The organism is Halomonas sp. M1 (assembly GCF_029581375.1).
Classification (GTDB): Bacteria; Pseudomonadota; Gammaproteobacteria; order Pseudomonadales; family Halomonadaceae; genus Vreelandella.
The window spans coordinates 542,791-555,496 of record NZ_CP121119.1 but is presented as its reverse complement, the minus strand read 5'-3'; the positions used below and the strand labels follow the sequence as shown (position 1 = coordinate 555,496).

The window sequence follows — 12,706 nt, the reverse complement described above, 5'->3', positions numbered from 1 at the left end:
TATCAGTGAGCCCGGTCAGGTCTAACCAGCGCTAACACCTCCAAAAGCTGAATGACATTAGGCCCGTACTCGCTGGTGGTGCGGAGAAGGCATTTATGCCTCAACAACGTTGATCACGTAGGAAAACCATGAGCGAAAGCTTTGCTGAACTGTTTGAACAGTCTCTTAACGACATCAATATGGAGCCAGGCGCTATTGTCGCGGCTCAGGTTGTCGACATCGATGGTGACTGGGTTACCGTCAACGCTGGTCTAAAATCTGAAGGTCAGATTCCAGCGTCACAATTCCGCGATGAAAACGGTGAACTGAACATCGCTATCGGCGACGACGTTCACGTTGCATTGGAAGCCGTTGAAGATGGCTTCGGTGAGACGCGTCTGTCCCGTGAGAAAGCCAAGCGCGCAGAAGCTTGGAAGGTTCTGGAAGCTGCCTTCGAGAAAGACGAAGTCATCAAAGGCGTGATCAACGGTAAAGTCAAAGGCGGCTTCACCGTCGAAGTTGATTCTATTCGTGCCTTCTTGCCGGGTTCTCTGGTTGACGTTCGCCCGGTTCGCGACACTGCGCACCTGGAAAACAAAGAGCTGGACTTTAAAGTCATCAAGCTTGATCCGAAGCGCAACAACGTCGTTGTATCGCGTCGTGCCGTGCTTGAAGCAGAGAACAGTGCCGAGCGCGAAGCGCTGCTGGCAACTCTGCAGGAAGGTCAGCAGATTAAAGGTATCGTTAAGAACCTGACTGACTACGGTGCCTTTGTTGACCTAGGCGGTGTTGATGGCCTGTTGCACATCACCGATATGGCGTGGAAGCGCATCAAGCATCCGTCTGAAATCGTTGCTGTTGGCGACGAGATCAACGTTAAAGTGCTGAAATTTGATCGTGAGCGTAACCGCGTTTCACTAGGTCTGAAGCAGCTTGGCGAAGATCCGTGGGTCAACATCAAGCAGCGCTATCCGGAGAACACCAAAGTTCAAGCCGTGGTCACTAACCTGACCGATTACGGCTGCTTTGCTGAGCTGGAAGAAGGCGTTGAAGGTCTGGTTCACGTTTCTGAAATGGACTGGACTAACAAAAACATCCATCCGTCTAAAGTTGTCCAAGTGGGCGACGATGTTGACGTTATGGTTCTGGATATCGATGAAGAGCGTCGTCGTATTTCTCTGGGTATTAAGCAGTGCACTGCTAACCCATGGGAAACCTTCAACGCTGAATACAACAAGGGCGACCGCGTTTCAGGTTCCATCAAGTCAATCACTGACTTCGGTATCTTTATCGGCCTTGAAGGCGGTATCGATGGTCTGGTTCACCTGTCCGATATCTCCTGGACAGAAACTGGCGAAGAAGCAGTACGCAACTTCAAGAAAGGCGACGAAGCTGAAGCCGTCATCCTTTCTATCGATCCAGAGCGCGAGCGTATTTCTTTAGGCATTAAGCAAATGGATTCTGATCCGGTTGCTGAATATCTGTCTGTTAACGACAAGGGCAGCATTGTGACTGGCCGCATCGTTGAAGTTGACGCTAAAGAAGCTCACGTTGAACTGGCGACAGATGTTATCGCTATTTTGAAGGCGTCCGAGATCAGTGCTGATCGCGTGGAAGATGCGCGTAACGTATTGAACGAAGGCGACAGCGTTGAAGCGCGTATTGTTAACGTTGATCGTAAGAGTCGTCAGATCAATCTGTCGATTAAGGCGAAAGAGCAAGACGATACTCGTCAGAACCTGAAGAAACTGCGTGATCAAGAGCCCGAATCAGCAGGTGGTCCGACCACTATCGGTGATCTTATCAAGCAGCAGATGGGTCAAGACTAATTTATTAGTTTTTCCTATAAAAGCGCCGCCCATTAGGGCGGCGCTTTTTTTATGGCTTATGCAGTGTTGAGTAACGGTAGTTCATTGCGTCTGTAGTAACTGTTTTTTGCTTGTTAATTTTAAAGCGCTGAACTTTTAAGCTTTACCTAAGTCTGTAAAATTGATTAGTAAATATCACAAAATCATCTAGACTAGTTGTCAATTAGCACTTTTACGGCAATAATGTGTCCGCATCCTGAATTAACGGGTATTGAGCTTGCCCACTCTATGCCTTATGCGGTTAAATTTACGCTACGTTAAACCCTGGCTACAAAGGAACTCCTATGTCACTTTTAAATGAATATATCCAGAAAGAGCAGCAGCTGAAACAACTGCAGGAAGACCTTCAACGCCTGGAAGGTGATCAACGCTTAAAAAGCGAGCTGGAGTTTAAAGCTAAGCTTGAGGCATTGATGAATGAGTTTGGTAAGCGTCCTGCCGATGTGATTGCCCTGTTAGATCCAGCATCAGATCAGCGCAGTGCTAAAGCGCCTGCTGCGTCATCACGTCGTAAGCGTCGTCTGAAGATTTATAAAAACCCGCATAACGGTGAAGTGATTGAGACCCGTGGCGGTAATCATAAAGGCCTGCGTAATTGGAAAGACGAGCATGGCGATGAAGCCGTTGAGTCTTGGCTGGTACGCATGGAAGACTAAGCAGTTTAATCCGGCATTTCTTAACAGAAGTGCCGGTTTTTTTTGAACGACGTTAAATTTAACGTCGCGTTTAATAAGTAGGCTGCGCTTGCTAGAATAATAGCGGAGTTTGCAGCTCTAAATGATTTGGATGCCACAGTACCCTAGGTGCTTCCCCACTGACATGAAACTGCTTTTGATCCCTCATTAGCTGTATCAGAGTTGATGTCATTGCTTGCGATAACTCTGAAAAATCCTCAAAACATGTTTTGGCATAGTAGTGGGACGGCATAGCGACTCGACGATAAGCGACGGGTAAGGCCAAGTGATTAGCTTGGGTGTTGCTCTCCAGATAAAGCCCAATATCGGTTCGTATCTGGTGGACGCTGGGTTCATCTTCAAGTGCCTCTACCTTCTCAGACAAAAGGTCTGGAAGCGAGATAGCCGGGGTGGCGGGTTCTAAATGAGCCTGGAAGCACTCCAGTTGATTAGCATGGTACTTGGTAACCCCTAGCCCGTGAATTAGCTCTGGCGCACTGTAAAGGCGCATGAGAACAGTTTGTTTGGGTTGGCTCCTCACGATAGTGGTTTTAAAATGTCGCTCAGAAAGTGACAAGTGACGAATGCCGCTGAGTGCATGGCGATAGTTGCGCGGTGTGAGCTGGTAACGACGATGAAAGGCCCGCGAAAAAGAGGAGTGGTTGAGATAGCCGCAGCGTAATGCAATTTGCGCTATATTCTGTGGAGTGAGCGAGAGTAAAACAGCTGCGCGCTCAAGACGTCTTTTTTCCCGGTAAGCGCTAGGCGATACATTAAAGCATTGGCGGAACTGGCGGCGTATTTGAGACGATGAGTAACCAAGGTGGTTAGCGAGGTCTTCGATACCCAGTGTTTTATCGAGTGTATCCTGCAGCCAGATCTCAGCTCGTGTCATTGCGTTGAACATTATCTGGCCTCCTTTGCGTGTAATTTACAGGTGGCGTTTTGTTAGCCTGTAACGCACCTTCTCGGTGCTGAGTGATCGTAATAAGCAGACAAGCAATCAATAGAGCCATCTTCCTGTGTGCTAGCGTTGCGAGTCTATGAAGGACCTTAAGTTAATGCTAATGCGGTAGTCCTCTCTTTATGCTTCTAAGAAGTAGCAAAGGCAAGTTTGCTCTATCGGTTTACGCGTTTGTGCACAGTTTTTGTCATAAAAGTCTGTTGAATAGACGTATTGACCCTTTTATGTAAGGTGAAAATGAAATACCAATGAAATATCACAAGGTTGAAAAACAGCTGGACGAGCGTGAAAAGCTCCGTAAATTCCGTGAGCTAGATGATGCTTTTGCGCAAGCACTGCGTCAGTTGGATGACCCTAATAACAGTATGGATATCCCCACAGGGCCACCCGTGAGGTCGTTGGCAGATCTTGAGGCTGACGACCAAGCAGCACTCACCGAAAAGCGCGATCACGTGTTTAACGAACGCTTTAAGGCCTTAATAAGTGAATATGGTCTATCTGAGCGTGAGCTAAGCGAACTGATCCAGACGCTGCTCACCTATGAACGGTGGGAGCTGCAAACAGTGCCTGCCCTGGAGAGTTAGCGGTAGCGGTAGATACGCAAGCTGGGTAAAAAGGCTTCATGCTCTAATTTTTCATCGCGTCGCTTAGCCCTGGTGCGCTGGGTGGGTGGCTCAAGCGGTGGCATTTTTATGTGCGGAAGTTGCTGATTATGGCTAGGTACAATAAGCGGCAGGGCGACGTTCATTGCACGCCTTGTGTGGCCATCTTCTAAAGGTTCGGTGAAAAATAGGTTGGCCCGCATTAAGGGGGCCTGAGACTGCACCTGGGCGAGTGGCTCGTCGCTCGGAATACCAGCCAACTTACGCAGCTGAATGCGGACATGAGCAGCGCCGGTATCCAACTGTAGGAGTTTTTGCTCAGCTTCTTGGACGGTTAATTTTTTTATTGAGCGCCCGCTGCTATACCAAGCAAAGCGCACCCGTGATACCGGTGCTGGGGCTATGGGAATGTGCCGCCAGCACTGCTTAAGGTGCAGCCGTGCTAAACCGCCCTTACGCAGCACGTTATCAACGTCAGGGTGGCGCTCGGGTAAGCGATGTTTTGCTTGGCTAAGGGTATTCGGGTGTGCCTGTTTAATACGTTGTAGCAGTTCGCTGATCTGCGCTTTAGCACGGTTAACCGCATTAAATTTTTCGAGTAAGGTGTCATCCGCTGCGATGAGCGCAATGTAATTACGCGTCTCGCGCCCATCTTGGCCTTGCTGATGCCACATATCGAGCAGCGCTTTGCGCAGCCAGGACGTGTTCTCATGGAGTGGCTGAAAGTGCCATGTCGCCGCCTGCTGCTGCTCATAATACGTTGCTGCCTGATCAATAGTGACCATCAAGTCATCGAAACGAGCATCAAGCTCATGAAGTAAGTGATAAACAGGCAGGACATTATCGTTCATGGCAGCAAACTCTGAGCTAGGAGAGCGGGGCGTCTTTATCCGCTTGGGCGAGCAGCGTGTCTAGATCGGCTTCGTCCATGGCGGATTCGCCCGAAATACGGTGGGACTCTTCAGCCCAGGCGCCTAAGTCAAGCAACTGGCAGCGCTTGCTGCAAAAAGGGCGATAGGCGCTCTCGGGGCTCCAGGTGACACGTTTGCTGCACTGCGGGCAAGCGACCTCAAGCGGTGCATCGTTGGCGGGCGTTGGCATAAAGCTCTCCTTGAGCTACTGGTGTTCGTTTCGGTAACGCTGATCAAGCTGCTTTACTTGTTGCATCATCGAAGCATGATCCCCGCTGTTGTCAATAACGTCATCTGCCTTCGCGAGGCGCGCTTCACGGGGTAGCTGGGCGGCGAGAATAGCATGCACCTGAGCCTCACTCACGCCATCTCGTTCAAGGGTTCGAGAAAGCTGTATGTCAACAGGTACATCCACCACAATGGTGCGGTTTACTAGCCTGTCTTGGCCTGACTCAAATAGTAGCGGCGAGACAAGCAAGACATAGGGCGAGTGGTGCTGCAAGTGCTCAAGGTGCACCAGAATACGCTCACGCACGCGAGGGTGGGTTACCGACTCCAGCCATTGGCGCTCGGCTGGGGCTTCAAACACAATGCTGCGCAGGGCCGCCCGATTCAGCGTGCCGTCCGCTTGCAGCACGTTGTTTCCAAAACGTTCGGCAATTGAAGCAAGCGCCGGTTCGCCGGGCATCACTACTTCTCTTGCGACATCGTCGGCATCCACCCAGCCTATTCCCAACGCGCCAAACGCCCGAGCAACGGTAGACTTACCCGAGCCGATACCGCCTGTTAATCCAACGATCATGGCTGCTCCTTAGTAGTGGCGCTGTAAATAATAATGCGCATAGATAATAAACTAGCTGTAGCAACCGTGACGAAATAGCTGTTTAACTAGTTCTTCAAGTAGTGGTTCAAGTGGCTGCGTTAATAGCTTAAGCGCTAATAAAGCAACGATGTATAAAGCGCCATCAGCTCATTGCCCGCTAGCAGACAAACCCACCCCGCCAGGGCTAAAAAAGGGCCAAAAGGTAGTGGCTGGCCGCGTAAATGAGGGGAGCGTGCTTGTGCCGCTAAGCCAACAATAGCGCCAATACCTGCTGATAACACCAACAGCAGCGGCAGCATGGGCCAGCCGACCCAGGCACCTAACGCCGCTAGCAGCTTGAAGTCGCCAAATCCCATGCCCTCTTTGCCGGTCATCAGCTTAAACAGCCAGTAAAAGCTCCACAGTATTAGGTAGCCCGCCATAGCGCCAATAACGGCACTGGGCAACATAATAGGTTGGAAGAGCAGTTGATAGAGCAAGCCAGCCCAGAGCAGGGGCAGGGTTAAAATATCTGGCAGCAGATACGTGCGAAAATCGATCACGGCTAGAGCAAGCAGCGTTAAACAGGCCGCATAAATAAACAGAGCGCTTGCCGTTGCACCGTAAAGCGCTACGACAGCGACTGCTAATAGCCCACCCATAAGCTCTACCAGCGGATACTGCGCACTAATGGGGGTCTGGCAGTTGGCGCACTTGCCGCGTCGTTTTAACCAGCCGAGCAAAGGCAGGTTGTCGTGCCATGCAATGGGGTGTTCGCAGCGTGGGCACATCGACCCCGGTGTTGCGAGATTAAACCGGGGCGAGGTTTCTGCGGGAAGCTCAAGCGCGGCGCGGGCTTCATTGCGCCAGCTACGCATCAGCATCACCGGCAGGCGAGTGATCACAACATTTAAAAAACTGCCAAAGCAAAGCCCGATAAGTAGCGCGAAGAGGTACAAGAGTGTTGGCGGAAAGCCCATAAAGCTCCTAATGATTTATCCGATAAATAGCTGATACAAGCGAGGTGTGCACTTAAAGGGCGGTGCCGATCTCAAAAATTGGCAGGTACATTGATACGACTACACCACCTACTAACGTACCCAGCACAACAATAATAACGGGCTCCATGAGCGAGGTTAGCGCATCCACTTTGTTTTCGACTTCTTCTTCGTAATAGTCAGCAACACGGTTAAGCATGGCATCTAAAGAGCCTGCCTCTTCACCGATGCTGACCATCTGAACCGCTAGGGCAGGGAATCGGTTGGTCATGCGCATGGCAAAATGGAGCTGCTGGCCGGTAGTCACATCTTGGCGTACTTCGTTAATCGCTTTGCTATACACGCGGTTGTCTGCAGCCCCTGCGGCGGTTTCAAGCCCTTCCACCAGCGGCACGCCCGAGGCAAAAGTCGTGGCCAGGGTGCGGGTGAACCGGGAAACAGCAGATTTATGCATTATATCGCCTATCACAGGCAGGCGAAGCATTAGGCCGTCTAGCCGGTAAGCTAAGCGGTATGAGCGCCTTGCAGCGGCTTTAAGAAACATGACGCCACCGACTAACAAGCCCAGTGCATAGAGCCAATACCGCTGCGCTAATTCGGATAAATTCACCGTGAACTGGGTAAGTGCGGGTAGCTCGGCGCCAAACCCCTGGAACATGCTTTCAAATTCTGGCACGACTTTGATCAGTAGCAGCATGGTAACAGCGACACCAATTGCCATGACGGCAGTGGGGTACCATAGAGCTTTTTTAACCCGGTTTTTGAGCGATTCCACTTTCTCTTTATAACTGGCGATACGCTCCAGCATTTGGTCAAGTGCGCCGGCCTGTTCGCCAGCATCCACGAGGTTTACAAACAGCCGGTCAAACTGCTTAGGGTGTTTGGCCATGGCGCTTGAGAGGCTGTCGCCCGAGGAAACGTCTTCCATAATTTGTTGGGTAAGCGCCACCATAGCAGGCTTTTTAAGGCTTTCAGACACTGCCTGAAGTGCTTGTAGAATGGGAATGCCCGCACGCACCATGGTGGCCATCTGCCGAGCAAAGACCATAATATCGACATTGGTAATTTTGCCGCGCCCACTAAAACTGCTGCGTTTTTGGATTTTAGTGGCGGTAATACGTTGTTTCGCCAGTTGCTCAACAATATCAATTTTTGTACGGCCAATGAGTTCCCCGCGCATTGGTCTATCCTGTGGGCCTGTGCCTGCCCATTTCCAGCGATAGAGTGGAGCCCGCTTTGCCTGGCGTGCTTTTACTTTAGCCATGTCGCCGCTTACTCCTTACTAATTCGGTTAACTTCTTCAAGACTGGTGCTGCCATCCAAAACACGGCTTAAGCAGCTTTGGTGGAGGCTTGTATGGCCCTCCTTGCGCGCTAATTGGTCAATTTCGATGGAATTACCATCGCGCATAATAAGTTGGCGCATGTCATCAGAAACCGGCAGTACCTCATAAACACCGATTCGTCCTTTATAGCCCTGAGTACACTGCTTACAACCTTTGGCTTGATAGATAGTGGCGTTACGGATATCAAGCTGGCTAAACCCTGCCTTACGTAGCGCTTCAGCTGGAATTTCCGCAGGGGTTTTACACATATTGCAAAGCCTGCGGGCTAGCCGTTGGGCGATAATCAAACTTACCGAGCTGGCAATGTTGTAGGAGGCAACGCCCATGTTAGCCAAGCGGGTAAGGGTTTCCGCGGCCGAGTTAGTGTGTACGGTTGAGAGCACCAAGTGGCCGGTTTGCGCCGCTTTTACCGCTATTTCAGCGGTTTCGAGATCGCGTATTTCACCCACCATCACCACATCCGGGTCTTGACGCAAAAATGCCCGTAAGGCGCTGGCAAAGTTTAAACCAATCTTGGGTAGTACGTTGACTTGGTTAATGCCCGATACTTTGATTTCCACCGGGTCTTCGGCGGTACAAATATTGCGCTCAATTTGGTTGAGTATATTAATGCCGGTATATAGCGTTACGGTTTTACCGCTACCGGTGGGGCCGGTGACCAAAATCATCCCTTGGGGCTTTTTAAGCGCGCTTTCATACGTTTCTTGCTGTACTGGGTTAAAGCCAAGCTGGTCAATGCCTAGTTGAGCCGATGCCGGGTCTAGAATACGCAGCACCACTTTTTCGCCGTAGACGGTGGGCAGCGAGTTAACCCGGAAATCAATCGAGCGTGTACGGGAAAGCTGAAGCTTTATCGCCCCATCTTGTGGAAGGCGGCGTTCCGAAATATCGAGCCGCGACATAATTTTGAGCCGTGCGGCAATGCGGTGGCGAAGAGCAAAGGGCGGGCGTGCTATTTCTATCAGCATGCCGTCAATACGAAAACGCACCCTATATAGAGTTTCATAGGGCTCAAAGTGAATATCCGAAGCGCCACGGCTAATCGCATCCAGCAGTATTTTGTTGACAAATTTTACGACCGGCGCGTCTTCACTATTTTCATTGGCGTTATCAAGCGCGATCTCTTCACCGTCAGCGTTGTGCACAACGTTGAGCGCGCTGACTGCATCGTCAACATTTTCTAGCTCATCGAGCATACTCCGCTCGTTTTGTGCTAGGTACTGAATAAGCGTGGTTTTTAGCTGATCCGCCGGGGCCAGCACGCCATCCACACTTAAGCCGGTAGCAAACTGCAGCTCGTCTAGCTGGGTCAGGGTCGCCGGGTAAGGCACCGCAACGGTTAAGCGGTGACCGTGGCGTGCGAGGGGCAGAATATCCAGCTTTTCGAGAATTTTAACCGGGTAGTCATTAGCCGGTGGCAACGCATTAATCCGGACTGAGTCAAGATCAATCACCGGTAGGCCGTACTCCCAGGCCGCGGCCAAAGCGGCGGCATTGGCATCCACCAGTCCGCTTTCCACTACGTGCTGTAATAGCGAAATGTCCAGCTCTGCAGCGGTAGACTCAGCAACTGCCGCCTGGGCATTGGTTAATGAGCCGTGTTTCACCAGCCTTTCAGCAATACCGCGCAGGCCGCCGTTTAAGGCTGCATGGCTAAGAGTAGATTCGGGGGCGGGTTGACGCATGGGCATCTCGGCGGCATGGTAAATGTAGCGCTCTTTTTACCATAGATGCTTAATTCTAGGTACTTCTGGGCTTATATACGCAAATCTTAATTGCCATCAAAAAGGGTGACAAAACCGTTCCTCGCGTATGATGTACCTAGTTGCTAATACGGGTACGGTAAGCTAATGTAACGCAATGCTTGGCTAAGCAATGTTAGTGGTCGTAAAGCTGACAAGCGGCCGCCCATAAAATGATGATTCATCACCGCAAGGGATTCACACGATGCAAAAAAAATTACTTAATCAACCCCGTCGCCTAAAGCAGCAGGGTTTTACTCTGATCGAGCTGCTGATTGTGGTGGCAATTATCGGCGTGCTGGCGGCTGTGGGTGTGCCTCAGTATGGCAACTATCTTGATCGTTCTTCATTGAACGCTTGTCAAGGTGAACTTTCAGCGTTCCGTAGTGCGGTTATTGCTGAGTCCACACTAGAACAAAATGCTGATTCTGCTGGAGTCGCCACTGCTGTAAGTTTCAATTTCCAAGCTTGTGACTTGGATGCTGAAAATAGTCCTTCAGATGCAGACATCGCTGATGCGTTCATTAATCCAACTGGTAATGATGAGGTAGATGCGGAAGGTATTGTTTCAAATCGTGGCGTAAGTGCTGGTGAAATCAACATTGTGAATGGCGCAATCGTAGCTCAGTAATAACTTTTAGATTAGGATCTTGTGTGCAAAAGCCGCTTTTTTTCAAAGCGGCTTTTATTTTTGGGCATAATCTACATGAATAAAATGGATGTTTGTCACATTAGCAGGGGCTTTTCTCTCATTGAGTTTTTGCTTGTCGCCGCTATTGTCTCAATTTTAGCGGCAATAAGCCTTCCCGCACTTTTATCCTACCTAGACCGATCTGCCTTTGGCGCTTGTCAACAGGAGCTAAGCACCTTTAAAACCCAGGTGCTGGCAACAGACAACCTTGACGATGCCTTAAGGCCCTTTAATTTTGGCGCCTGCCAAGTGGGCGGTGATGGCCAACCAGCGCAAGCAGCAGTGGCCGATGCCTTTCGGGGCGTGTTCGAAGAGGGCAGCACTGCACTGTTGTTAGATACTCAACGTCCAGGTGTTCAGGCTCAAATTACTGCTGAGGGTGCTATCCAGCGCGTACCGTCCCCATAAGGCTTACAGCATTCACCCCAAATATCCTACCTTCCACACTGCCTGCGCATTTGCACTCTACACTCAAAGCTCCTGCCACCAAGGAGTAAGTTATGAAACCGATTAATATTGGCGCCAGTTTATTGGTAAGCGCACTGCTGTGGCACTCTGCGGCCGTGGCTCAGCCCGCCCATGCGCCTGCCCATGGCGCCCGTGATAACGCTTCCCAATCAGAACGCCACCGTGGCAGCGATAGCGGCCGACATGAAAGCCGCCAACGCCATTCTCATCAAGAGGGCTACGTTGACCTGCCGCGCATAAACGAGCGTGAGCTGCTGCGTTTGCTCCGCCAATACGACGCCCCTCGCGCTGAATCGCTGCCGCCGGGTATTCAGCGTAATTTAGAGCGTGGTAAGCCACTGCCACCAGGGATTGCCAAGCGCTTTGATGGTCAGCTTGCCTCCCAGCTGCCCCGGTACCCAGGTTACGAGTGGGAGCATGTAGGCGCTGATGTGGTATTAATCGAAGCCGCGACTCGGGTAGTGGTCGATGTGCTGGTGGACGCACTGCGCTAAACCGTTAATAGCGCTTTGTGGTGTCATGGTAATGCCATTGGTCACCGCTTATGCTGAGGGATGACAAACGACCCTAAGGAGCGGACATGGCGGCTTACACCCTAGAGGCACGGCTGGCGTTGGCAATTGAGATTGCCGAAGATGCCGGGAAGATGATACTGACTGCCCGTGAGCAGCAAGGCTTTAGCCAGCGACTCAAAGCGGGCGTTGAGCTGGTGACCGACGTGGATGTCGCGGTGGATACGCTTATCAGCCAGCGCCTAGAGGAGCATTTTCCTGGCGAGGCGCGGCTAAGCGAAGAGTTAAACCCGGAGCGCGCCCTGCAAACGCCTGCTGAGCAGCTATGGGTGGTTGACCCTATCGATGGCACGGTGAATTTTGCGAAAGGCCTGCGCCACGTGGCGGTCTCTATTGGATGGATGGAGAATGGGGTGGGTAAAGTAGGCGTTATACATGCGCCTTTCTTAGGTGAAACCTTTAGTGCTGCAGAGGGAATGGGCGCATTTTGTAATAAACAGCCGATTAAACCCAGCGGCGCTGACTCGCTTGACAGCACGTTAGTAGCCACCGGCTTCCCCTATCAAAAAGAAGCCCGTAAAAAACTCTTACCCCGCTTAGCGGCGGTGTTAGCTGGTTGCCAGGATGTTCGCCGCAATGGCGCCGCCGCCCAGGATTTATGCGATGTGGCGTGCGGGCGTTTAGATGCCTACTACGAAAGCGTATCGCCCTGGGATTTTGTGGCGGGGTGGGTTATTGCCCGTGAAGCAGGCGCGCGGGTAGGGCATTTAACAGAGGTGCCTGAGGGCGTACCAGAAGATCTTTACCCGGAGCAGCTGCTAGTCACCACGCCCAAGGTTTACGAGGCTATGGCCGCCTTACTAAAAGCAGCCGACTAAGCTTAACGGCAAGCGATTGAAAAGAAAGCGCAAAAAGAGCTTTTCATTTGGCGTATAAAAAGCTAGTATACGCACCGTCTTGAGGCAAACGTAAGCAGTTACCAGCGTTGCTAATAAAGACATCGGAGTGTGGCGCAGCTTGGTAGCGCGTTGCAATGGGGTTGCAAAGGTCGCAGGTTCGAATCCTGTCACTCCGACCAAAGAATTTATAAAACGGTCACTTAGCTTACGCGGTGGCCGTTTTTTTTGTGCTTAGGATTGGTGGATGTCTT

14 protein-coding genes and 1 tRNA gene are annotated in these 12,706 nt (G+C 51.1%); 8 read left to right on the top strand and 7 right to left on the bottom strand.

All coding sequences use genetic code 11. The annotated features are described in order from the left end of the window. Positions 1–128 precede the first annotated feature (128 nt). On the top strand, positions 129–1,808 hold the full coding sequence (gene rpsA, locus P8S54_RS02535) for a 30S ribosomal protein S1 (RefSeq protein ID WP_281443086.1): 1,680 nt from the start codon (positions 129–131) through the stop codon (positions 1,806–1,808). 323 nt (positions 1,809–2,131) lie between these two features. Beyond that, positions 2,132–2,503, top strand: a complete 372-nt coding sequence (locus P8S54_RS02530; RefSeq protein ID WP_281443085.1) for a histone-like nucleoid-structuring protein, MvaT/MvaU family — start codon at positions 2,132–2,134, stop codon at positions 2,501–2,503. 91 nt (positions 2,504–2,594) lie between these two features. Here P8S54_RS02530 and P8S54_RS02525 read toward each other — a convergent pair whose 3' ends face one another. Beyond that, positions 2,595–3,428, bottom strand: coding sequence for a helix-turn-helix transcriptional regulator (locus tag P8S54_RS02525; protein ID WP_281443084.1), 834 nt, complete (start codon positions 3,426–3,428; stop codon positions 2,595–2,597). A 305-nt stretch (positions 3,429–3,733) separates the two neighbouring features. Between P8S54_RS02525 and P8S54_RS02520 the strand changes: the two genes are divergently transcribed. Continuing rightward, positions 3,734–4,069, top strand: a complete 336-nt coding sequence (locus tag P8S54_RS02520) for a hypothetical protein (protein WP_281443083.1) — start codon at positions 3,734–3,736, stop codon at positions 4,067–4,069. On the opposite strand, the gene P8S54_RS02515 is transcribed toward P8S54_RS02520, so the two are convergent. The 6 genes from P8S54_RS02515 to pilB form a co-directional block, all read right to left on the bottom strand. Continuing rightward, complete coding sequence (locus tag P8S54_RS02515) at positions 4,066–4,938, bottom strand: DNA replication terminus site-binding protein (protein ID WP_281443082.1); 873 nt, start codon at positions 4,936–4,938, stop codon at positions 4,066–4,068. The genes P8S54_RS02520 and P8S54_RS02515 overlap by 4 nt on opposite strands. 16 nt (positions 4,939–4,954) lie before the next feature. Continuing rightward, on the bottom strand, positions 4,955–5,188 hold the full coding sequence (gene yacG / locus P8S54_RS02510; RefSeq protein WP_009095454.1) for a DNA gyrase inhibitor YacG: 234 nt from the start codon (positions 5,186–5,188) through the stop codon (positions 4,955–4,957). Between the two features lie 15 nt (positions 5,189–5,203). Then, on the bottom strand, positions 5,204–5,800 hold the full coding sequence (gene coaE, locus P8S54_RS02505; RefSeq protein WP_281443081.1) for a dephospho-CoA kinase: 597 nt from the start codon (positions 5,798–5,800) through the stop codon (positions 5,204–5,206). Between the two features lie 134 nt (positions 5,801–5,934). Next, a complete protein-coding gene (locus P8S54_RS02500) occupies positions 5,935–6,780 on the bottom strand; it encodes an A24 family peptidase (protein ID WP_281443080.1) in 846 nt (281 codons plus the stop codon). Positions 6,781–6,832: 52 nt separating this feature from the next. Next, positions 6,833–8,062: a type II secretion system F family protein gene (locus P8S54_RS02495; protein ID WP_281443079.1), complete on the bottom strand. Its 1,230-nt coding sequence runs from the start codon at positions 8,060–8,062 to the stop codon at positions 6,833–6,835. An 8-nt stretch (positions 8,063–8,070) separates the two neighbouring features. Then, positions 8,071–9,828: a type IV-A pilus assembly ATPase PilB gene (gene pilB / locus P8S54_RS02490; RefSeq protein WP_281443078.1), complete on the bottom strand. Its 1,758-nt coding sequence runs from the start codon at positions 9,826–9,828 to the stop codon at positions 8,071–8,073. A 262-nt stretch (positions 9,829–10,090) separates the two neighbouring features. Between pilB and P8S54_RS02485 the strand changes: the two genes are divergently transcribed. From P8S54_RS02485 to P8S54_RS02465, 5 genes are all read left to right on the top strand, one after another. Beyond that, complete coding sequence (locus P8S54_RS02485) at positions 10,091–10,516, top strand: prepilin-type N-terminal cleavage/methylation domain-containing protein (protein WP_281443077.1); 426 nt, start codon at positions 10,091–10,093, stop codon at positions 10,514–10,516. Positions 10,517–10,591: 75 nt separating this feature from the next. Continuing rightward, the gene (locus P8S54_RS02480; RefSeq protein ID WP_281443076.1) at positions 10,592–10,984 is read left to right on the top strand and encodes a prepilin-type N-terminal cleavage/methylation domain-containing protein; all 393 of its coding nucleotides are present in this window, start codon (positions 10,592–10,594) and stop codon (positions 10,982–10,984) included. A gap of 92 nt (positions 10,985–11,076) precedes the next feature. Further along, positions 11,077–11,538, top strand: a complete 462-nt coding sequence (locus tag P8S54_RS02475) for an anti-virulence regulator CigR family protein (protein ID WP_281443075.1) — start codon at positions 11,077–11,079, stop codon at positions 11,536–11,538. Positions 11,539–11,624: 86 nt separating this feature from the next. After that, complete coding sequence (locus tag P8S54_RS02470) at positions 11,625–12,434, top strand: inositol monophosphatase family protein (RefSeq protein WP_281443074.1); 810 nt, start codon at positions 11,625–11,627, stop codon at positions 12,432–12,434. A 123-nt stretch (positions 12,435–12,557) separates the two neighbouring features. Further along, positions 12,558–12,634, top strand: a tRNA-Pro gene (locus tag P8S54_RS02465). Positions 12,635–12,706 lie beyond the last annotated feature (72 nt).